Source organism: uncultured Zoogloea sp., from assembly GCF_937894855.1.
GTDB classification, from domain to species: domain Bacteria; phylum Pseudomonadota; class Gammaproteobacteria; order Burkholderiales; family Rhodocyclaceae; genus Zoogloea; species Zoogloea oryzae.
The window spans coordinates 19,564-40,349 of the sequence record NZ_CALAYQ010000167.1 but is presented as its reverse complement, the minus strand read 5'-3'; the positions used below and the strand labels follow the sequence as shown (position 1 = coordinate 40,349).

The 20,786-nt window shown below is 67.8% G+C and carries 17 protein-coding genes; 14 read left to right on the top strand and 3 right to left on the bottom strand.

Features of this window, described 5'->3' with window-relative positions:
• The 4 genes from Q0672_RS18705 to Q0672_RS18690 all read left to right on the top strand — a co-directional run.
• The coding region (locus Q0672_RS18705) for a class II fructose-bisphosphate aldolase (RefSeq protein ID WP_298624697.1) at positions 1-281 on the top strand (281 nt) is incomplete at its 5' end.
• 93 nt (positions 282-374) lie between these two features.
• Positions 375-755 carry a hypothetical protein gene (locus tag Q0672_RS18700; RefSeq protein WP_153162068.1) on the top strand — a complete coding sequence of 127 codons (381 nt, stop codon included), beginning with the start codon at positions 375-377 and terminating at the stop codon, positions 753-755.
• A gap of 134 nt (positions 756-889) precedes the next feature.
• Positions 890-2,191 carry a DUF3422 family protein gene (locus Q0672_RS18695; RefSeq protein WP_298624696.1) on the top strand — a complete coding sequence of 434 codons (1,302 nt, stop codon included), beginning with the start codon at positions 890-892 and terminating at the stop codon, positions 2,189-2,191.
• 84 nt (positions 2,192-2,275) lie between these two features.
• Positions 2,276-3,208 (top strand): phosphoribosylaminoimidazolesuccinocarboxamide synthase, encoded by a 933-nt coding sequence (locus Q0672_RS18690; protein WP_298624695.1) that lies wholly within the window; start codon positions 2,276-2,278, stop codon positions 3,206-3,208.
• A 76-nt stretch (positions 3,209-3,284) separates the two neighbouring features.
• Here the strand turns inward: Q0672_RS18690 and Q0672_RS18685 are convergent, their stop codons facing one another.
• Positions 3,285-4,151: an HDOD domain-containing protein gene (locus Q0672_RS18685; protein ID WP_298624694.1), complete on the bottom strand. Its 867-nt coding sequence runs from the start codon at positions 4,149-4,151 to the stop codon at positions 3,285-3,287.
• Positions 4,152-4,278: 127 nt separating this feature from the next.
• Here Q0672_RS18685 and Q0672_RS18680 point away from each other — a divergent pair, with 127 nt between their 5' ends.
• From Q0672_RS18680 to Q0672_RS18635, 10 genes are all read left to right on the top strand, one after another.
• Positions 4,279-6,348, top strand: coding sequence for a M3 family metallopeptidase (locus Q0672_RS18680; RefSeq protein WP_298624693.1), 2,070 nt, complete (start codon positions 4,279-4,281; stop codon positions 6,346-6,348).
• Positions 6,345-6,815 carry a DUF4124 domain-containing protein gene (locus Q0672_RS18675; protein WP_298624692.1) on the top strand — a complete coding sequence of 157 codons (471 nt, stop codon included), beginning with the start codon at positions 6,345-6,347 and terminating at the stop codon, positions 6,813-6,815. Before Q0672_RS18680 ends, Q0672_RS18675 begins: the two co-directional genes overlap by 4 nt.
• Positions 6,816-7,004: 189 nt before the next feature.
• Positions 7,005-9,068, top strand: a complete 2,064-nt coding sequence (locus Q0672_RS18670) for a hypothetical protein (protein ID WP_298624691.1) — start codon at positions 7,005-7,007, stop codon at positions 9,066-9,068.
• 208 nt (positions 9,069-9,276) lie between these two features.
• On the top strand, positions 9,277-11,340 hold the full coding sequence (locus tag Q0672_RS18665) for a hypothetical protein (RefSeq protein WP_298624690.1): 2,064 nt from the start codon (positions 9,277-9,279) through the stop codon (positions 11,338-11,340).
• 75 nt (positions 11,341-11,415) lie between these two features.
• Positions 11,416-12,567, top strand: a complete 1,152-nt coding sequence (locus Q0672_RS18660) for a DUF5723 family protein (protein WP_298624689.1) — start codon at positions 11,416-11,418, stop codon at positions 12,565-12,567.
• A gap of 273 nt (positions 12,568-12,840) precedes the next feature.
• The gene (locus Q0672_RS18655; protein ID WP_153162060.1) at positions 12,841-14,187 is read left to right on the top strand and encodes a Fic family protein; all 1,347 of its coding nucleotides are present in this window, start codon (positions 12,841-12,843) and stop codon (positions 14,185-14,187) included.
• A 261-nt stretch (positions 14,188-14,448) separates the two neighbouring features.
• On the top strand, positions 14,449-15,207 hold the full coding sequence (gene xth / locus Q0672_RS18650) for an exodeoxyribonuclease III (protein ID WP_153162592.1): 759 nt from the start codon (positions 14,449-14,451) through the stop codon (positions 15,205-15,207).
• A 3-nt stretch (positions 15,208-15,210) separates the two neighbouring features.
• Positions 15,211-15,873, top strand: coding sequence for a Crp/Fnr family transcriptional regulator (locus Q0672_RS18645; RefSeq protein WP_298624688.1), 663 nt, complete (start codon positions 15,211-15,213; stop codon positions 15,871-15,873).
• A 98-nt stretch (positions 15,874-15,971) separates the two neighbouring features.
• A complete protein-coding gene (locus tag Q0672_RS18640; protein WP_153162594.1) occupies positions 15,972-16,163 on the top strand; it encodes a DUF2892 domain-containing protein in 192 nt (63 codons plus the stop codon).
• Between the two features lie 209 nt (positions 16,164-16,372).
• Positions 16,373-17,146, top strand: coding sequence for a DUF481 domain-containing protein (locus Q0672_RS18635; protein ID WP_298624687.1), 774 nt, complete (start codon positions 16,373-16,375; stop codon positions 17,144-17,146).
• A 40-nt stretch (positions 17,147-17,186) separates the two neighbouring features.
• Here Q0672_RS18635 and Q0672_RS18630 read toward each other — a convergent pair whose 3' ends face one another.
• Together Q0672_RS18630 and Q0672_RS18625 are read right to left on the bottom strand one after the other, a co-directional pair.
• Positions 17,187-18,611 (bottom strand): TolC family protein, encoded by a 1,425-nt coding sequence (locus Q0672_RS18630; protein WP_298624685.1) that lies wholly within the window; start codon positions 18,609-18,611, stop codon positions 17,187-17,189.
• Positions 18,611-20,773, bottom strand: coding sequence for a peptidase domain-containing ABC transporter (locus Q0672_RS18625; protein WP_298624683.1), 2,163 nt, complete (start codon positions 20,771-20,773; stop codon positions 18,611-18,613). The genes Q0672_RS18630 and Q0672_RS18625 overlap by 1 nt, the downstream gene beginning before the upstream one ends.
• Positions 20,774-20,786 lie beyond the last annotated feature (13 nt).

Below are 20,786 nucleotides of genomic sequence, written 5' to 3'. Positions count from 1 at the left end.
AGATCGTCCGCGGCATCAAGTACGGCGTGCGCAAGATCAACATCGACACCGACATTCGCCTCGCCATGACCGGCGCGATCCGCAAGTTCTTCGTCGAGAACCCCTCCAAGTTCGACCCGCGCGAGTTCCTCAAGCCGGCCCGTGAAGCCGCCAAGCAGGTCTGCAAGGCCCGCTTCGAAGCCTTCGGCACCGCCGGCAACGCCAGCAAGATCAAGCCGATCAACCTCGACAAGATCGCCGCAGCCTACAAGAGCGGCGCCCTGAACCAGGTCATCCGCTAAGCTAGGCCCGGCCGGGCACTTCGCCCGCCGCCGCGTGTCACACTCAGGGCCGGAGATTTCCGGCCCTGTTTCATTTTCTGGAGACATTCCCCGATGCCCGTGCCCTGGTCCGCCCTGTTCAGCGCCATCCCCTGGACCGACGTCATCGCCAAGGCGCCCGAGCTCGCCCAGGGCGCCCGCAAGCTGTGGCAGAAGGTCGGCAAGCGCGAAGCCACACCGCCCGCCCCGCCCGAAACCCCGGCCAGCAGCGCGCCCTCGGTCGGCGAACGCATCGACGCCCTCGACGCCCGCCTTGCCGACGTGGGCGCCCGCCAGCAGGAAAGCGCCGAACTCCTCGCCGCCCTCGCCACCCAGAACGCCGAACTCATCCGCGCCACCGAAGAACTCCGCGGCCGCGTGCGCCAGCTCGGCATCGGCTTCGTGGTGCTCGCCGCCGGCCTCCTCGGCACCCTCGGGCTGATCCTGATCCGCTGATTTTGTTGCACCGCAACAACAAGGTGTGACACCCGCCACGGGCGCGGGTTTCCCCGACCTTGCCAGCCCATCTGCCGTAACGGCAAGATGGCTGCCCGATCACGCCTCGCGGCCAGCGCCGTTCACCTGACACCATGACCCTGCCCGACTACTTCGCCGAGCACGACCTGCGCCAGGCCCTCAACGACGAATTCCACGCCCGCCCGCCGGTGCCGCTGGAAAGCCCCACGCTGATCAGCTACCTCGCCATGCATCACAACGGCGAGCCCGCCGGCGCCGCGCTCGAGCACCTGATCGATCTGGGCGCCCGCCTCGGCCAGCCCATCGACGCCGAAGGCAGCCACCGGCTGATCGACTTCGGCAGCTTCCAGCTCAAGTGGGAACTCCACAACGAGTTCTCCAGCTACACCTTCTTCCGCCCGGTGGCCCGGGGCGAAGGACTGGACGGCAGCACCTCGGCCCTCGCCGTGGTGCCCCAGGACTGGCTGCGCCAGATGCCCGGCAAGCTCATCGTCGCCACCCACGTCGAGCTGCGCTCCGCCGCCGAGGTGACGCCCGAGAGCGTGATGGCCAAGCTGTCGCCCACCGGCACCCAGATGGTCGGCGCCAAGGTGGCCGACGGCGCCGCCTGGGTGTTCACCGACTTCCTGTTCGAAGACGGCTTCTCGCGCTTCCTGGTGATCGACGTGTCCCTCACCCGCCGCCAGTCGGGCCGCACCGTGCAGCGCCTCGTCGAGATCGAGACCTACCGCCTGATGGCCCTGCTGGCCTTCCCGGTGGCCAAGGACGTGGGCCGCATGATCGGCACCGCCGAGCAGCGCCTCGCCGACCTGATGGACCGCACCGGCAGCGCCCGCACGCCCGAGGACGAGCGCAGCGTGCTGGCCGACCTCACCACCATGGCTGCCGAGGTCGAGCACTCCGTGGCCCGCACCACCTTCCGCTTCGGCGCCGCCCGGGCCTACCACAGCCTGGTGATGCAGCGCATCGCCGAACTGCGCGAGCAGCGCATCTCCGGCCTGCCGACCTTCCACGAATTCATGGAACGCCGCCTGCTGCCGGCCATGAACACCTGCGTGACCATGGCCCGCCGGCAGGAGGATCTCTCCAGCCGCGTGGCCCGCAACAGCCAGCTCCTGCGCACCCGGGTCGAGGTCGAGCTGGAACGCCAGAACCAGGAGCTCCTGGCCCAGATGAACCGCCGCGCCAAGCTCCAGCTGCACCTGCAGGAAACCGTCGAGGGCCTGTCGGTGGTGGCGATCACCTACTACGCCTCGCAGCTGGTGCAATACCTCGCCAAGGGCGTCAAGCACCAGATCGAGCCGCTCACCCCCGAAGGCCTCACCGCCGCGGCGATCCCGGTCATCGCCCTGATCGTCGCCCTCGGCACCCGCCGCATGCGCAAGCACCTGGCCGAAGCCGAGGCCGGGCACTAGCCCCATCCCCGCGGAGGGTGCGCGCGTCTCGTCACACCCTCCCCTCACCGCTATAATCTCGTTTTGTCCAACGGACTTTCGACCGTGACCACTCCGCTCTTCGAATCCTCCATCCGCAGCCTGGCCCTCCTGGGCCGCGGCAAGGTGCGCGACATCTACGCCGTCGACGCCGACAAGCTGCTCATCGTCACCTCCGACCGCCTGTCGGCCTTCGACGTGATCCTGCCGGATCCGATTCCGCAGAAGGGCCAAGTGCTCACCGCCATGGCCGGCTTCTGGTTTGCCCGCCTCGGCCACATCGTCCCCAACCAGCTCACCGGCATCGACCCGGAAACCGTGGTCGCCGCCGACGAGCGCGAGCAGGTCCACGGCCGCGCGCTGGTGGTCAAGCGTCTCACCCCGCTGCCGATCGAAGCCGTGGTGCGTGGCTACGTCATCGGCTCCGGCTGGAAGGACTACCAGGAAACCGGCGCCATCTGCGGCATCCAGCTTCCCGCCGGCCTGCAGCAGGCCCAGAAGCTCCCCGCCCCGATCTTCACCCCGGCCAGCAAGGCCGACGTGGGCGATCACGACGAGAACATCAGCTTCGAGCAAGCCCAGGCCCGCACCGACGCCCTCCTCGCCGACGCCCTCAAGGGCACCGGCAAGACCGGCGCCCAGCTCGTCGCCGAAGCCCGTGACGCCGCCATCGCGCTGTACACCCAGGCCGCCGACTACGCCGCCACCCGCGGCATCATCATCGCCGACACCAAGTTCGAGTTCGGCATCGACGCCGCCGGCACCCTGCACCTCATCGACGAAGCCCTGACGCCGGATTCCTCCCGCTTCTGGCCCGCCGACAGCTACGCCGTGGGGATCAGCCCCCCGAGCTACGACAAGCAGTACGTGCGCGACTACCTCGAGACCCTCAACTGGGGCAAGGTTGCCCCCGGCCCCAAGCTGCCCGCCGAAGTCATCGAGCGCACCGCCGCCAAGTACGTGGAAGCCTACGAAAAGCTCACCGGCCAGACCCTCTGACCAGCCGCGCTCTTCCGGCCCCGCAATAAAACAACCCGCCTTCCGGCGGGTTGTTTTATTGCGGGGCAGTGCGCGCTCAGACCACCTTGAACAGGTCGGTCAGCGCCTTCCGCTCCTCCTCCGACTCGGCCAGTACCTCGGCCAGCCGCACTTCGTCCAGCCCGAGGGTGGCCGCCTTGGCTAGGCCGCGGCGCAGATCCTCGGGCTCCGGCGAGAAGGGGTTGGGCGTCTCGGCGATCAGGTTGGCCACGAAGATCAGATCCGGGATGCAGTCGGGCGGCCACACGCCGCCGTACAGTTCCGGGTCGTCCACCGCCTCCACCAGTTCCTGGGGCATGTTCATCGCCGCCAGCACCGCCCGTCCGATGGGCGCGTGCCACACCCGCACCAGATCCGACAACGGGCTGTCGTCCTTCAGCATCTCGGGGTATTCCCAAACGCGGGCCAGCAGGAAGAACTGGCCGATGTCGTGCACCATGCCGGCGAAGAAAGCCGCGTCCCGGTCGAGCTTGGTGCACCTGCGCGCCAGCACCGAAGCCGTCGCCGCCACGTCCACGCAGTGGGCCCACAGCTTGCGGATCATCGGCTGGAAGGGCCCCAGCACATCCCGGTGGATCAGCTGCTCGGCCGCCACTGCCATCGCCAGCGCCCGCAGCTTGCCGAAGCCGATGCGCACCAGCGCCTTCGGCACGTCGGTCACCAACCGGCCGCCCGGGTTGTACCAGGCCGAGTTGGCCAGCGCCACGGTACGCGCCGCCAGCAGCGGCTCGGCCGCCACCATCGCCGACATCCGGCCCAGATCCATGTCCGGGTCGTCGAGCGCCTCGAGCACCCGCATCGTCACTTCCATCGACGTAGGAAAGCGCAGCTCGCCTTCCTCAAGTTCCTGGGAAATCGTGTGCAGGAAGGCCTGCTCCGTGAGATTCAACGCCTTGTCGGTCACACCGTGCCCCTTTCAAACCAATTCATACAACCCCATGTCAGACATACGCGCCTATCCGCAGCATAGGCGACACCCCGCCCGGAATTCGGCACAATAAAACCATTCAATCGAACACGCCCCGACAACCATGACCACAACGCCAGCCACCTCGCCCCTTCTCGATCTTTCCGGCCTGCCGCGCTTCGACGCGATCGAGCCGGCCCACGTGGAGCCCGCCGTGCGCAGCCTGCTGGACGCCCTGGGCGCCACCATCGCGCGCCTGCAGGACGACCCCACGCCGCCCACCTGGGACAACTTCGTCGAACCCATCGAAAACGATGGCGAGCGTCTCGGCCGCGCCTGGGGCATCGCCGCGCACATGCACAGCGTGATGGACACTCCCGAATGGCGTGAGGCGTACAACGTCATGCTGCCCGAGGTCACTCGTTTTTACGCCGAATTGGGGCAAAACCTTAAGCTTTTTGAAAAATATAAATCGATCCGGAATAGCGAGGCCTTCGCCACCCTCAGCCCGGCCCGCCAGCGCATCATCGACAACGAGCTGCGCGGCTTCCGCCTCTCCGGTGCCGAGCTGCCCGACGACCAGAAGCCCCGCTTCCAGGCCATCCAGGAAGAGATGGCCGGCCTTGGCGCCAAGTTCTCCGAGAACATCCTCGACGCCACCAACGCCTACAGCCACGTGGTCACCGATGAATCCGAGCTCGCCGGCCTGCCCGCCGACGTGATCGCCGCCGCCCGCGAAGCCGCCGAGAAGGCCGGCGTGGAGGGCTGGAAGTTCGGCCTCAAGATGCCGTCCTACCTTCCGGTGATGCAGTACGCCGACAGCCGCAGCCTGCGCGAGACGCTCTACCGCGCCTACGCCACCCGCGCCGCCGAGGTGGACAACGGCTACAGCAAGCCCGAGTGGGACAACGGCCCGCTCATCAAGCAGATCCTCGCCCTGCGCGCCGAAGAAGCGAAGATGCTCGGCTACCGCCACTACGCCGACGTCTCGCTGGTGCCCAAGATGGCCGAATCCACCGAGCAGGTGCTGGGCTTCCTGCGTGAGCTCGCCGTGAAGGCCAAGCCCTTCGCCGAGCGCGATCTGGCCGAACTCAAGGCCTTCGCCAAGGACGAGCTGGGCCTCGACCCGCTGGAGCCGTGGGATGCGTCCTATGTGTCCGAGAAGCTGCGGGTCGCCCAGTACGCCTTCTCCGAGCAGGAAGTGAAGGAATACCTGCCCGAGCCCAAGGTGCTGGACGGCCTGTTCAAGGTGGTGGAGCGCCTCTACCAGGTGGACATCAAGCCCGACGCCGGCCCCGTGTGGCATCCGGACGTACGCTTCTTCCGCATCGAACGCGAAGGCCAGCTCATCGGCCAGTTCTACCTCGACCTCTACGCCCGCGACACCAAGAAGGGCGGCGCCTGGATGGATTCGGCGATCACCCGCCGCCGCCTCGGCAACGGCATCGAGACGCCGGTGGCCTATCTGGTGTGCAACTTCCCCGGCCCGGTCGGCGGCAAGCCCGCCACCTTCAGCCACGACGACGTGATCACCCTCTTCCACGAAGCCGGCCACGGCCTGCACCACCTGCTCACCCGGGTGGATGACCTCGCCGTGTCGGGTATCCACGGCGTGGAATGGGACGCCGTCGAGCTGCCCAGCCAGTTCATGGAAAACTTCTGCTGGGAATGGGACGTGGTGCGCGAAATGACCGCCCACGCCGACACCGGCGAACCCCTGCCGCGCGAACTCTTCGACAAGATGCTCGCCGCCAAGAACTTCCAGAGCGGCATGCAGACCGTGCGCCAGCTGGAGTTCTCGTTGTTCGACCTGCTGCTGCACATGGATTTCGACCCGTCCCGCCAGCACGTGATGGACCTGCTCGCCGAGGTGCGCAAGGAAGTCGCCGTGCTCGTGCCGCCCGAATGGCACCGCTTCCCCAACAGCTTCAGCCACATCTTCGCCGGCGGCTACGCGGCGGGCTACTACAGCTACAAGTGGGCCGAGGTGCTCTCCGCCGACGCCTTCGCTGCCTTCGAGGAGAGCGGCCGCCCCAAGGGCAGCGTGCTCGACGCCGAGACCGGCGAACGCTTCTGGAACGAGATCCTTGCCGTCGGCGGCAGCCGCCCCGCGCTCGACTCGTTCAAGGCCTTCCGCGGCCGCGAACCGCAGGTGGACGCCCTCCTGCGCCACAGTGGCATGGTGACCTCATGACAAGCCGACACCTCCTCGCCCTGATGCTCCTCACCGCGGCCCTGCCGGCCGCGGCCCAGACCGCCTATCGCTGGGTGGACAAGGACGGCCGCGTGCAATACAGCGACCAGCCCCCGCCCCAGGAGGTCAAGCAGTTCGAGGAGCGCAAGGTCCAGCCCAACAAGGGCAACGCCCAGCTGCCCTTCGCCACCCGCAAGGCCGCCGAAACCTACCCGGTCGCCCTGTACACCGGCCGCGAATGCGGCAAGCCCTGCGACGACGGCCGCGCCCTGCTCAACCAGCGCGGCGTGCCTTTCTCGGAGACGAAGCTGGAAACCGCCGAAGACGTCGCCGCCTTCAAGGCCCGCTTCGGCAAGGAGCCCTTCGTGCCGACCCTCACCGTCGGCCGTGAAACCGAAATGGGCTTCGCCGCTTCCGCCTGGAACGGCCTCCTCGACAACGCTGGCTACCCCGCCAGCAAACGCTAGCCTCCCGCCAATCCGCCCCCGCCTGCCGCCTCGCGCCGCAGGCCGGGTGCGCTCGCCTGCTGTCTGGCGACATTCCGTCCAGCACAAGAAAAACTCACTGTCGATATCAACAGTAGGTGGATTGCATGATACCCTTGCAGTTCGACTACCCGATATCAATAGCAACGGTTTTCACTACAGGAAGAACGGATGGCTCCCAGACTCACTCCCCTTGTCCTCGCCCTCGGCGGCGCCCTCACCCTCTCGGCCTGCGGCGGCGGTGGCGGCGGCAGCGCCAGCACCCCGGCGGCCACGCCCGCCTCCGTGGACATCACGGTCACGCCATCCCTCGGCCAGTTTTCCCCCGGCTGTACCGTCGAGCTGCGCAAGGCCACCGGCGAAGTGCTGGGCAGCGCCAGCGTCGGTATCAACGGCAGGGCCGTCATCCCGGTCAGCGGCTACAGCGGGGCCGTGATCGCCACCGTCAAGGGCTCGCCCACCTGCACCTATTTCGACGAAGCCAGCGGCACCGACAAGCCCTTCGACGCCAGCAGCCAGATCAGCGCCGTGGTCGATAACCTGCGCCAGGAATTCGGCATCAACATCTTCACCAACCTCGCCGCCACCCGCGTGCTCGACACCTCCCGCGGTTCGCTCGCCAGCGGCGCCACCACCGACACCATCAAGCAGGAAAACGCCGCCGTCCAGGTGATGTTCCAGGTGAGCGACATGTTCGCAACGCCCGTCCTGATCCACGGCGGCAGCGGCAAGGTGCTCGACAACACCGAATCCGGGCGCCTCGCCACCCGCCTCGCCGCGCTGGCCGAAGTCGCCAACGGCCTGTCGATGGGCGTCGCCAGCCTCGCCAGCCACCTCGCCGACGACCTGAAGGATGGCCGCCTCGACAGCATCGACGCCAGCCGCATGCAGGCCGGCCTCGACGCCGCCATCGGCAAGTACGCCAGCGATTCCGCCAAGGCCAGCCTCACCGACGCAGCCGCCAACACCAACCTCGTCACCGACGCCGCGACCGCCAGGGATCAGGCCCGCACGGCCCTCACCGCCGGCACCTCGCTGCAGCAGGCCCGGCAGATCTTCGCCGACCTGCGCACCAGCATCCTGTCCATCGCCAACGACGCCGGCACCGGCTCCCTCGACCAGCAGAACGCGCTCATGCAGGGCGACTTCCAGCATGGCGTGGATGCCGTGCTGGTCATCGACCACCTCTCGCTGATGGCCTGGGCTGCCGACACACTGACCAGCCCCATTGGCCCCTCCGTCGGCAGCGGCGACAGCACCTGCATGGTTCCCGATTCCTCCACCGCCCACTACTTCGAATGCACCTTCATCGCGGGCCGCACCAAGCGCGAATATCACGCCACCGTCCGCCCCGCCGCCAACGGCGTGACCTGGGAACTCACCCACGTCCGCAGCCTTGAAACCGGCGCCAGCAAGCCCCTCACGGGCCTCACCGGCACCCTCACCCGCGACGCGTCCGGCCGCTACAGCGCATCCGGCAACTTCTACCCGATGACCGGCGACAGCGCCCGCACCGTGGCCAGCTTCAGCTTCACCTACGACGGCAGCCGCGATGCCGCCCAGGTGTGGGCCGGCAGCGGCAGCCTCGACGCCCTCAAGGGCGACGGCAGCAGCGCCCTCAAGGTCATCGTCAGCGACGCCGCCGGCAACCAGGGCACCAAATCCTCGCGCTTCGTCGGCAGCCTCATCAGCCCCCACCATCGCTTCGACGGCAACCTCGAGATCGGCACGCCGACCGTCGCCATCGACGGCACCACCGAGCCGAAGAACGGCCGCCTCGTCGGCAGCTTCACCGACATCTCCAACCCGGCGGCCCCCTTCAAGTTCCTCGAAGGCACCGTCAACTACAGCCAGGACCTGAGCGCCTTCAACGCCGACCTCACCCCGAGCACCACAAACTACATCCGCCAGACCCTGGGCTTTACCGGCGCCGCCTACAAGTCGGCGGGCGTCACTGGCATCGGCCTGATCCTCTCCGCCACCAACGCCGACGGCCCCGCCAGCCAGCGCGGCGAGTTCAGCCTCAACGGGCTGAACGGCCTCGCCCTCACCGGCAAGGCCACCCAGACCGCCACCGGCTGGACCTGGGAGATCAAGAACAGCAACGGCATCACCGTCAGCTACTCGACCGCCGCCGGCGCCGGCACCGTCCGTAACGCCGACGGCACCACCCTTGGCACCATCAGCAAACAGCGCGTCAGCTTCATCGACGGCAGCTACGAATCGCTGATCTGACCGCCCGACAACCCGGCAGGCGGGCGCTCCGCGCCCGACCTGCCCGCGGTTGCAACACGCATCCAGAACCTTTCGGGCGCACACCCGATTCAGGCTGCACGCAAAAAGCATCGCCCGCGCGCTCAAGTCGAATGGATATCGGCCGTAAAAACTTTCTCGCAAAATCAACAAAACCAACAAATTTGATTTTCACTTAGGAGAAAAATACATGGCCGTACGCCTTTCCCCTGTCGCCCTTGCCGTAGCCGGCGCCCTCACCCTCGCAGCCTGTGGCGGAGGCGGTGGCGGCAGTTCCAGCACGACCGCAGCCCCCGCATCGGTGGACGTCACCGTCACCCCCTCCCTCGGCCAGTTCTCCACGGGCTGTACCGTCGAACTGCGCAAGAGCACCGGCGAGGCGCTCGGCTCCGGTACCGTCGGGACCAACGGCAAGGCCACGATTCCCATCAGCAACTACACCGGCGCGGTGATCGCCACCGTCAAGGGCTCCGACACCTGCACCTACTTCGATGAAGCCAGCGGCACCGACAAGCCCTTCGGCCCGACCAAGAAGCTCGCCGCCGTGGTCGACAGCCTCCGCCAGGATCTGGGGGTGAACATCCTCACCAACCTCGCGGCCAGCAAAGTGCTCGACACCTCCGGCACCGCCCTCACGGCCGGCGCCACCACCGACACCATCAAGCAGGAAAACGCCACCGTCCAGGTGATGTTCCAGGTCGGCGACATGTTCGCGCCGCCCACCCTGCTCAACAGCGGCAGCGGCAAGACCCTCGACAGCACCGAAGCCGGCAAGCTCGCCGCCAAGCTCGCGGCCCTCGCCGAAGTCGCCAGCAGCCTGTCGTCCAACGCCGCGGACCTCGCCGCCACCCTCGCCGACGACCTGAAGGATGGCACCCTCGACAGCATCGACGACACCCGGCTGCAGGCCGGCCTCACCGCCGCCGTCACCAAGTACGCCGACGACACGGCCAAGGCCAGCCTCGAGGAAATCGCAACCGGCACCAGCCTCACCACCGATTCCACCGCCGCCAAGGAACAGGCCCGCACCGCCCTCGCCGCCGGCACCTCGCTGCAGCAGGCCAAACAGATCTTCGCCGACCTGCGCACCAGCATCCTGTCGATCTCCAACAGCGCTGGCACCGGCAGCCTCGACAAGCAGAACGCCGCCCTGAAAGCCGACTTCCAGAACGGCGTCGACGTCACCAAGACCTTCGACAACCTCACCCTGATGGTGAACGCCGTCGAGCAGATCTACCTCGGTTCCGCCACCTCGGTGCAGAACAACACCGGCTCCTGCGGCTTCACCGCCGCCACCGCGCCGACCGAAGTGGTGTGTCTGGTGCGTTCGCCGGAAACCGGCAAGGGCTACCGCATCCTCCTGCGTCCGGGCGCCGATGGCGTCAGCGTGACCTGGGAAGTCACCCATACCCGCGACCTCGCCACCGGCGTTAGCACTGCCCTCAGCGGCCTCACCGGCACCATGAGCCGCGACATCACCGGCAAGAACACCCTCAAGGGCAACTTCTACCCGATGACCGCCGACGGCGCCCGCACCGCCATCGACACCAACTTCACCTACAGCGGCACCAAGGGCAGCCAGGTGTGGTCCGGCAACGGCACGCTCAACACCCTCAAGAGCGACGGCACCACCAGCACCCTGCGGGTCGCGGTCACCGAGTTCTCGGCAGACGAAGCCAAAAAGACGGCCAAGCTCGTAGGCAGCCTCACCGGCCCGCACCACCGCTTCGACGGCAGCCTCGAACTCAGCGACATGACCACCTCCCTCGATGGCACCGTGTCGCCCAAGACGGGTCGCTTCGTCGGCAGCTTCACCGACATCACCGCCGCCACCCCGTTCAAGTTCCTCGAGGGCACCCTCACCGCCAGCCAGGACCAGAGCGCCTACAACGGCAATCTGGCCGAGTCCGCCAGCAACTTCGTGAAGGTCACCATCGGCTTTACCGGAAGCGCCTACAAGTCGGCCGGCGTCACCGGCATCGGCATCGCCCTGTCCGTCAACAACACCGACGGCTACGCCAGCCCGAAGGGTGAATTCACCCTGACCGGCCTCAACGGCCTCAGCCTCACCGGCAAGGCCACCCCGGTTACCGACGGCTTCAACTGGGAGATCAAGAACAGCAACGGCATCACGCTGACCTATGTCGCCAGCGCAAGATCTGGCACCATCAAGAATGCCGATGGCACGAGCCTCGGCACCATCAGCAATCAGCGCGCCAGCTTCATTGATGGCACGTTCGAATCGCTGATCTGAGGTCTGCCGTCCATCCACCACACCAAGCGGGCGCCTGGCGCCCGCTTTTTCGTTCCACCCCGCACCGCCCGACCCATGCGCAACCTGCTCATCCTCGGCTTCGCCAGCCTGCCCGCGCTGGCCCTCGCCGACGCCGCCGACCTGATGGCCATCACCAACCCGGCCGTCGCCGATGCCCGCCCGACTCTCCGCGCCACCGCCACCGGCTTTGCCGCCGACGACTTCGTGCCCGCCCACCGGATCGCCGAAACCTGGCGCGACGCGCCCACGCCCCGTCCGGGCCGCAACCTCGCCGTCGGCTTCGGCCGCGCCGAAGTCAGCCAGTCGTACGGCGGCTGGACGTTCGGCACCTTCAAGCGGGTCGATGCAATGGGCGAAGGCAGCCGCGACACCGTGCGCATCTACGCCGCCTTCGACGACCCGGACAGCCTCCTCGCCCAGAGCGGACACTACAAGCTCAACTACCGCTTCAAGGGCTACTCGGCCGACGGCCTGCGCTTCGCGTGGGCCGGCGCAATGAGCGAACGGCTCACCGTTGGCGTCGCCGTCAACCTGCTCAAGGCCGGCACGCTGCGGGTCGAGTCGGTCAGCGGCAGCGCCGTCAGCGGCGGCGGCGTGGCCACCGTCAATGGTCGCCGCGAGCTCCTCTACACCGGGCTCGACTACACCTCGCCCGACCGAGCCGACCTCAACGACTTCGCCCCCGCCACCCGCGAGCAGACCGACAACGGCTGGGGCCGGGCCATCGATCTCGGCCTCCAGTGGCGCCCCCGCGACGACCTGCGGGTCAGCGCGGCCCTGACCGACCTCTTCGGCCAGCTGCGCTGGAACAACGTGCCCCAGCTCACCCAGGACTTCAACAACGCCAGTTGGCCGCTGGAGTTCAACAGTCCCTCGGCGGTCGCCAAGATCACCGGCACCAACCGCTACCGGGATTACACCCTGCAGCTCAAGCCCAAGGCCGCGGCCGCCGTCGAATGGAGCCAGCCGGGCTGGAGCGTCGGCGCCGGCCTCGCCGCCACCCGCGGGCTGATCCTCCCCGAAGCCAACGCCAGCTGGGGCCGTGCGGACGGCCTGCTGCTGCGCGTCTCCTACGAACCCCGCTTCAAGAGCGCCGGCGCCGCCGTGCATTACGGCCCCTTCTACGCGGGCCTGCGCACCGACCGCAGCAACCTCAACGACGCCCGCGCCGTAGGCGCCACGGCCGGTCTGGCGATCCGCTTCTGAGCCCAGAGAGTTCAAGACTACCCGCCGACCAGAGGGCCCCTGGTGCAGCCAGCGCCTTGGTGACAGTCATTCAGTCAGCGTTTCCGCTAAGGCGCGGGCAGTCTCGAACCAGCAGTGAGGCCATTCCCCCTTTCGACGCCTCGACCTGAAAGCCATTGGTCGGCTTCACCGGGCAGCGTCCGGCTTCCTGCTCTTCCGGCGACCAGCTATTCATAAATCTGGGCAACCGGACTACACTAACAACTACTAAAAAGCACATAAATTAGTAGTTTTATGAAACTTCCCCTGCCACCGCCAGACCCCACCGGCCTGCTTTCAAAGCTGCAGCCCGAGACGCTCGCTCGGCTCATCGAGATCCCCCAGACCGCTGGCGCCGGCCGCTATCTGCATTGGGACGAGCTGCGCCACCGCGCACCACCGGAAGGCTTCACCCTTGAGGAGTGGTGGCTGTCGATCTGGCTGGGTCGGGCGCCTGCGTTCAAGCCGTTACCGCTGCTCGACAACCGGGGGCAGTCCTTCCGCTTTGCGATGCCCGAGCCGGTGCAGATCCACCTGCATCACATCGACCGGGACGCTGCGGGGCAGATCCGGGCGCCCGTGGGCGCGCCGATCCACGAGAACCGGGAACGCTACCTGCTGCATTCGCTGATTGAGGAGGCGATCACCTCAAGCCAGCTCGAAGGCGCCTCCACCACGCGGCGGGTTGCCGAAGCCATGCTGCGGGAGGGGCGCCGCCCGCGGGACCGCAGCGAGGCGATGATCTTCAACAACTACGCCACCATGGCGCACATCCGGAGCCTGCGGAACGAGCCCTTCACGCCCGAACGCATCCTGGAGCTTCACCGCATGCTCACTGCCGACACGCTGGACGACCCGGCAGACGCCGGCCGCCTGCGGCACAGCGACGATGTGCGGGTGGTCGACAACCGCACCGGCACCGTGCTGCATGAACCGCCCCACTGGGAGGAGCTGCCCGCCCGCCTTGAGCGCCTGTGCGCCTTCGCCAATGCCGACGAGCACGCCGAACCCTTCGTCCATCCGGTGGTGCGGGCGATCCTGCTGCACTTCATGATTGGCTACGACCACCCCTTTGTGGACGGCAACGGCCGCACCGCCCGCGCCCTCTTCTACTGGGCCATGGCGCGCAGCGGCTATTGGCTGATGGAGTTCCTGTCCATTTCCCAGTTCCTCCGCCAGGCGCCAGCCCAGTACGTGACCGCCTACCTCCACACCGAGACGGACAACGGCGACACGACGTACTTCGTGCTCCACCAACTGGACATCATCCGCAAGGCCATCGAGGCGCTCTACGCGTATCTGGCCCGCAAGACGCACGAGCAGAAGGACGCCGAACGCCTGCTGGCGAGCGCCCCGGCACTACGCAGCCGACTCAATCACCGGCAGGTGACGCTCCTCACCCACGCCCTGCGCAACCCCGGCGAGGCCTACCGGGTGAGCGCCCATCAGCAGTACCACAGCGTGGTGTATCAGACCGCCCGGACGGATCTCATCGATCTGGAGGCCCTGGGCTTTCTGGAGCGGTTCAAGCAGGGCGCGGCCTTCGTGTTCTACGCCCCGGCGGATCTGAAGGAGCGGATCGAGCGGGCGGCGCGGGGGTAGGTTACGCTGACGAACAACCAGAGGGGCGAGACGCGGAGGCAGCCACCCAGCGCCCGGCCATGTCCGCCCTACTCGCATGCGTGCGGGAAGGTGACGTGCCGATCGTCACGGCAATCGACCGCCTTGGCCGCAACGCGAGCGTAAAGCACGAACACGGTCAGACGTACGGCTGGCACAATCACTGAAACCCCTTCAGCGATTGTGTAGATAACCGCACAACAAAAACGCAAAACCCGCCCCACCACTGGATTTCAAGCCTTCATGAAGATCGCCACCTGGAACGTCAACTCCCTCAAGGTCCGCCTGCCCCACGTGCTCGACTGGCTGGCCGTCAACCAGCCGGACGCCCTGTGCCTTCAAGAGCTCAAGTGCGAGAACAAGGCCTTTCCCCTGGCCGAGATCGAAGCTGCCGGCTATCAGGCCCAGTTCAACGGCCAGAAGACCTACAACGGCGTGGCCATCCTCACCCGCAAGCCGCTGGCCGACGTGAGCTTCGACATCCCCGGCTTTGCCGACGACCAGAAGCGCATCATCGCCGGCACGCTCGACGGCGTGCGCATCGTGTGCGGCTACTTCCCCAACGGGCAGGCGGTCGGTTCCGACAAGTTCGCCTACAAGCTGGCCTGGCTCGAAGCCCTCACTGGCTGGCTGCGCGCCGAGCTGCTTGTCACGCCCCGGCTGGTGCTGGCCGGCGACTACAACATCGCCCCGGAAGACCGCGACGCCCACCCCGACTGGGAGCACGAGATCCACGTCTCGGTGCCCGAGCGCGACGCCTTCAAGGCCCTGCTGGGCCTGGGCCTCGTGGATGCCTTCCGGCTCTTCGAGCAGCCCGAAAAGAGCTTCTCGTGGTGGGATTACCGGATGATGGCCTTCCGCCGCAACTTCGGCCTGCGCATCGACCACCTGCTGGTGTCGCCGCCGCTGGCCGAAAAGTGCACCGCCTGCGTGGTGGACAAGACCCCGCGCAAGCTCGAACGCCCCTCGGATCACGCCCCCGTGATCGTCGAGTTCGCCTGAGCCATGAACACCGACGCCCTGCCGGCCACGCTGCCCGCCCTCTACCCGATCCTCGCCGCGCTGCCCGAGGCCGCCCGCCAGCGCCTGGCCGAGCGCGCCCGGAAGATGCAGCTGCCGCCCGGCACGCCGGTGTTCGACGAGCGCCAGTCGTGCCAGGGCTTCCCCTTCGTGATCGACGGCAGCATCCGCGTCGTCAAGGCCGCCCCCAACGGACGCGAGCTGCCGCTTTACCGGGTTGCCCCGGGCGAAACCTGCGTGATCTCCTCGGCCTGCCTGCTCGGCCACACGCCCTACAACGCCCGCGGCATCACCGAGACCGACACCACCCTGCTGGTGCTGCCCAGCGCCGATTTTCAGGCCCTGCTGGCCGAGCCGGCGTTCCGGGATTTCGTGTTCCAGCTGTTCTCCGAGCGCATCGCCGATCTCATGCAGCTGATCGAGGAAGTGGCCTTTCGAAAGCTCGACCAACGCCTCGCCGCGCTGCTGCTGGGCAAGGGCCAGCGCCTGCACACCACCCACCAGCAGCTTGCCGACGAGCTGGGCAGCGTGCGCGAGATCGTCTCCAGGCTGCTCAAGAACTTCGCCGCCCAGGGTCTCGTCGCCCTGTCGCGGGAGCAGATCGAGATCCTCGACCCGGCCGGCCTGCGCCGGATTGCCGGCGGCTGATCCGCCATCCGGCGGCTATGTAACCTTGGTTACAGACGCTCCCATCAGCAGATGCTGAAATACGCTCACTCAACTAACCAGTGCGCCAGGAGGCCATCATGAAAACGAATGTGGGCGGTATCGACAAGGTTTTGCGGATTGGCGCCGGTGTGGCGCTGGTGGCCTGGGCGGCCCTCGGCGGCCCGGTGTGGGCGTGGATCGGCGTCGTGCCGCTGGCCACCGGCCTCACCGGCTTCTGCCCGGTGTATCCGCTGCTGGGCATGAACACCTGCCCCATGAAGAAGGACTGACCATCCGCCGGCGGCCTGCGCCGCCCGATGTCGAAACCCGGCTCCGCCCTGTGGCGCAGCCGGGTTTTTTACGACATTTAACGGCAGATGGCTGCGTGTTTTGCAAACTTTTGTCCCTCTTGCAGACGTTGCCACAGGGCATCCTGGCGCCCCCTCCTATCCTGCGGCGGTCCCGTTCCGGGCTCAACTCGCAAGAAAGGATAACAACGATGAACAAGATTTCCATGCTGGGCATCGCCTCCCTGCTGGCCTGCGGTAGCGCCTTTGCCGACGCGCCGCCCGCCGATGGCCAGTGGCGCGGCGCCGGTGGTGCCGGCATGTCGATGTCCACCGGCAACGCCCGCAACAGCAGCCTGAACCTGGTGGTGGACGCCGCCCGCGTCACCGCCGTGGACAAGCTGTCGGTGTACGGCCAGGCCCTGTTCGCCCAGTCGAAGAAGGACAACGACACCAGCACCACCGCCAACATGTGGCGCGCTGGCACCCGCTACGACCACAACCTCAACGAGCAGCTCTTCGGTTTCGGCGGCCTCGACCTGGAACACGACCAGCTCAAGCACCTCGCCCTGCGCGGCGTGCTGAGCGGCGGCCTGGGCTACCACCTCATCAAGAACGCCGACACCACCTGGGACGTCTTCGGCGGTGTGGCCTACAAGGCGGACCGCTACATGTCCCCGGGCGTCATCATCGATGGCGACAGCCGCCGCAACTACAGCAGCCCGGAGCTGATCCTCGGCGAGGAATCCACCCACCGCCTCACCGAGACCACCAGCTTCCGCCAGCGCCTGGTGCTGTTCCCCAACCTGCGTGACACCGGCGAATACCGCGCGATCTTCGACGCCGGCCTCTCCGTTGCCATGAACAAGACGATGAACCTGACGCTCAGCTTCCAGGACCGCTACGACAGCCTCGCCACGTCGCCGGCCAAGCAGAACGACACCCTGTTCATCGCTGGCGTGAACGTGAAGTTCGGCGCCCAGTAAGCACCGCCCCGCGTGCTGCCCGCCCGGGCGGCACGCGCCTTCAGCGCACGCTCCAGAAGCCGATCCGCCCCAGGCTGGCCGCCAGCCGCAGCCGCGTCGCCCGCCAGGTGGCCAGGGTGTTGATGCGCTGCTGGGCTGCGTCGGCCATCGCCCGCTGGGCTTCCAGCAGTTCGAGGGTCGAACCCACGCCCGCCTTGAAGCGCCCCTGGGCCACCTCCAGGGATTTGGTGGCATAGCCGAGGAGCTTCTCGGTGCTGCCTAGGGCCTGGGTCTCGCTCTGCAGGCCCTGCCAGGCCTGCCACACCTCCAGCGCCACCTTCTGCTCCACGCTCTGCAAATCGGCCGACGCCAGATCGAACTCGGCCTTCGCGGCGCGGGTCTGGTAGTGGCGCGAGAAGCCGTCGAAGATCGGCACCGAGAGCTGCAGCGCCACGCTGCGGTCGCGCTGGGCGATGTCCGGCAGATCGGCGCTGAAGTCGCGCCCGGTATGGCTGCGGCTCGCCGCCACGCTGAGGGTCGGCAGGTAGGCCCGCTCGGCCACCGCGATGCGCGACCGGGCGGCCGCCAGCCGCGCGCGGGCCGCGGCGAGCTCCGGATGGCTGGCCTGGGCCAGTTCGAGCATCTCGCCCACGCCCTTCACGAAGCTCGTATCGGGCAGGAGCGCGTCGTCCGCATCCACCGCCAGCGGACGATCCGGCGATTCGCCGATCGCCACCGCAAGCCGGCCGCGGGCGTTGGCCAGCGTGCCTTCGGCCCGCACCCGGGCCAGCACGGCCTGGGCGAAGGCGGTCTGGGTCTGCAGCTTGGAGGTCAGGTCGCCCACCCCGGCCGCGTGCTTGGCCTCGGCCGACATGAAGCTCTGCAGGTTGATGCGCTCCACCTCCTGGGCCACCGCCAGCTCGCCCTGGGCGCTGAGGAGCGCGAAGTAGGCGTTGGCGGCGTCGAGAAAGACCGTCTGCACGCCCAGGTTCTGGCTGGCGACGGCGGCCAGCAGGGTCTGGCGGACGCTGTCCACGTTGGCCTCGCGCTGGCCAAAATCGAACAGGTTCCAGGCGAGGTCGAACTGGGCGACGCGGCTTGAGCCGTCGTTGCGCGCCGTGCTGCCGCCCTGGGCAACCGTCTGGCCAGTCTTCGCCCGCGAGAGCGTGCCGTTGATGGTCGGCAGATAAGCCGACCGGGCCGCGCCCAGCCGGGCCGCCTGAAGCTGGCTCTCCGCCCACGCCGCGCGAGTGCGCGGATCGCGGCACAGGGCGCGCTTGACCACCTCGGCAAGGCTGATCGTGCCGCCCGCCACTGGCGCCGGCAGCGGCCCCGGGCAGGCCGGGCCGCCCACCAGCTCGGCGTCCAGCGGCAACTGGCCCGGCTGGGGCAGGCTCGCCAGATCACGCCCGCTCACCAGCGGATCGAAGGCGGCGGCGCTGCCCCAGGCAGCCGCGAACATCAGGGCCAGGGCGAGGCGGCGCATCAGGAGGCCTCCGCCACGGCCGGCGCACCGTTCTGGCGAGCCAGCAGCTCGGTGATGGTCATGTCCTCCACCACCTTGCCGCCGCCCAGCGCCACCACGCGCTCGGCGCTGAGGATGGTCTCGGGCCGGTGGGCGATCAGGATGCGGGTCAGGTTGAGGGACTGGATGGCCTGGTTCACGGCCTGCTCCTTCTCCACGTCCAGGTGGCTGGTGGCTTCGTCGAGGATCAGGATGCGCGGCCGCTTGTACAGCGCCCGGGCCAGGAACAGGCGCTGCTTCTGCCCGCCCGAGAGCACCGTGCCCATGTCGCCCACCAGCGTGTTGTAGCCCATCGGCAGCGCCGCGATCTCTTCGTGCACCTGCGCCATGCGGGCGCATTCCTCGATACGGGCGCGGTCCGGCGTCGGGTCGAAGAAGCAGATGTTGTCGGCGATGGAGCCGGCAAACAGCGTGTCGTCCTGCATCACCGTGCCCACCACGCTGCGCATCGCCTCGCCGCCGTTGCGACGCAGGCTGGCGTCGCCGATCATCACGTCGCCCTCGCCGGGCGGAAACACGCCGAGGATCAGGTTGATGAGCGTGGTCTTGCCGCAGCCCGACGGGCCCACGAAGGCCACCGACTGGCCGGGCGGGATGGTCAGGTCGATGCCGTCCACGACCCACGGGTCGGTCTCGGCGTAGCGGAAGCGCACGCCCTGCAGGCGGATCTCCGGCACCGGCACGGTGTCGGCGGTCTGAGCCAGGGCTGGCGCGGATTCGGGCTTGGTAAGCACGATGTCGGCCAGCCGCTCGCCCTGCAAACGCAGCATGCGCAGCTCGAAATACTTTTCCACCAACCCGGCAACGCGGTTGTCGAACTGGTCCTTGTAGGCCTTGAAGGCCATCAGCACGCCAACGGTCATCGCCCCGTCGAGCGCCAGCCGGGCCCCCATCCACAGGATGGCGATGCCGACGAGCCCGAAAAGCAGCCCGTTGGTGGTCTGGAAGGCGATGGACAGGCGCTGGGTGCGCACGCCGGCATTGACCTGCTCGGCCACCAGCCCGAGCCAGCTCGAACGCCGCTCATTCTGGCGCTGGAACAGCTTGACCGCCTTGATCCCGCGCACCGTCTCGAGGAAGTGCGACTGCTGGCTGGCGTGATGGACGATCTCCTGCTCGGTGGCGAGGCGCAACGGGCGGAACCACATCGCGCGGATCAGCCCGTAGGCGACCATCGCCCCCACCGCCAGCCAGGCCAGCGGCGGGCTGTAGATGAACATCATGGCCAGCGTGACCGCCGACATCAGCCCGTCGATCAGCGCCGAGAAGAAGGACGCGGTGAGCTTGGACTGAATCTCGTCCACCGCCCCGAAGCGCGACACGATGTCGCCCAGATGGCGGCGCTCGAAGTACGACACCGGCAGCCGCACCAGATGGGCGAACACGTTGGTGCGCCACTGCAGGCTGAGGTTGGTGCCGATGTGCAGCAGAATCCACGAACGCAGTGCGCCGAAGATCTCCTGAATGATGAGCAGCAGCCCGAAGCCCAGCGCCAGCGTGGTGAGCAGGTCGCGGTCGGCCGACACCAGCACGTGGTCGATCACCCACTGCAGGTAGAAGGGGCTGACCAGCGCGAAGATCTCCAGCGCCACCGCCAGCGCCAGCACCTGGGCACCGGCGCCGAGCAGGCCATCGACGCGCCCGATGAGATCGCGAAAACGGATCGCCGGCGGCGGCGCCGAGGGTTTGAAATCGGCCGACGGCCACAGCTCCAGCGCCACGCCGGTGAAGCTGCGCGAGGTCTCGTCCAGGCTCACCCGGCGCAGCCCGCTGGCCGGATCATGGATGATCAGCCCGCGGCGGGTCACCTTCTTGAGCACCACGAAGTGGTTGAGGTTCCAGTGCAGGATGCACGGCGTACGCAGCTGGTCCAGGTCTTCCAGATCCAGCCGCAGCGGCCGGCTGGCGAGGCCCAGAGCGCCCGCGATGCCGATCAGCTGGCCGAGGGTGGCGCCATGCTGGGAGATCGAAAACTGGCGCCGCAGCTGGGCCAGGTCGGTGCGCCGGCCGTGGTAGCCGGCCACCATGCCGAGACAGGCGAGGCCGCACTCGGTGGCTTCGGTCTGCAGGATGACCGGCAAGCTGCGGCCAAGGAAAGGGGGCAGGCTCGGGATCAGGGACATGGGCGGGAACAGG

Excerpts from the sequence above, each read along its gene's own strand:
- Q0672_RS18675 (WP_298624692.1), top strand. The coding sequence starts at position 6,345 with ATGACAAGCCGACACCTCCTCGCCCTGATGCTCCTCACCGCGGCCCTG.
- Q0672_RS18695 (WP_298624696.1), top strand. The coding sequence starts at position 890 with ATGACCCTGCCCGACTACTTCGCCGAGCACGACCTGCGCCAGGCCCTC.
- Q0672_RS18680 (WP_298624693.1), top strand. The coding sequence starts at position 4,279 with ATGACCACAACGCCAGCCACCTCGCCCCTTCTCGATCTTTCCGGCCTG.
- Q0672_RS18645 (WP_298624688.1), top strand. The coding sequence starts at position 15,211 with ATGAACACCGACGCCCTGCCGGCCACGCTGCCCGCCCTCTACCCGATC.
- Q0672_RS18630 (WP_298624685.1), bottom strand. The coding sequence starts at position 18,611 with ATGCGCCGCCTCGCCCTGGCCCTGATGTTCGCGGCTGCCTGGGGCAGC.
- Q0672_RS18660 (WP_298624689.1), top strand. The coding sequence starts at position 11,416 with ATGCGCAACCTGCTCATCCTCGGCTTCGCCAGCCTGCCCGCGCTGGCC.
- Q0672_RS18700 (WP_153162068.1), top strand. The coding sequence starts at position 375 with ATGCCCGTGCCCTGGTCCGCCCTGTTCAGCGCCATCCCCTGGACCGAC.
- Q0672_RS18640 (WP_153162594.1), top strand. The coding sequence starts at position 15,972 with ATGAAAACGAATGTGGGCGGTATCGACAAGGTTTTGCGGATTGGCGCC.
- Q0672_RS18655 (WP_153162060.1), top strand. The coding sequence starts at position 12,841 with ATGAAACTTCCCCTGCCACCGCCAGACCCCACCGGCCTGCTTTCAAAG.
- xth (WP_153162592.1), top strand. The coding sequence starts at position 14,449 with ATGAAGATCGCCACCTGGAACGTCAACTCCCTCAAGGTCCGCCTGCCC.
- Q0672_RS18635 (WP_298624687.1), top strand. The coding sequence starts at position 16,373 with ATGAACAAGATTTCCATGCTGGGCATCGCCTCCCTGCTGGCCTGCGGT.
- Q0672_RS18670 (WP_298624691.1), top strand. The coding sequence starts at position 7,005 with ATGGCTCCCAGACTCACTCCCCTTGTCCTCGCCCTCGGCGGCGCCCTC.
- Q0672_RS18665 (WP_298624690.1), top strand. The coding sequence starts at position 9,277 with ATGGCCGTACGCCTTTCCCCTGTCGCCCTTGCCGTAGCCGGCGCCCTC.
- Q0672_RS18625 (WP_298624683.1), bottom strand. The coding sequence starts at position 20,773 with ATGTCCCTGATCCCGAGCCTGCCCCCTTTCCTTGGCCGCAGCTTGCCG.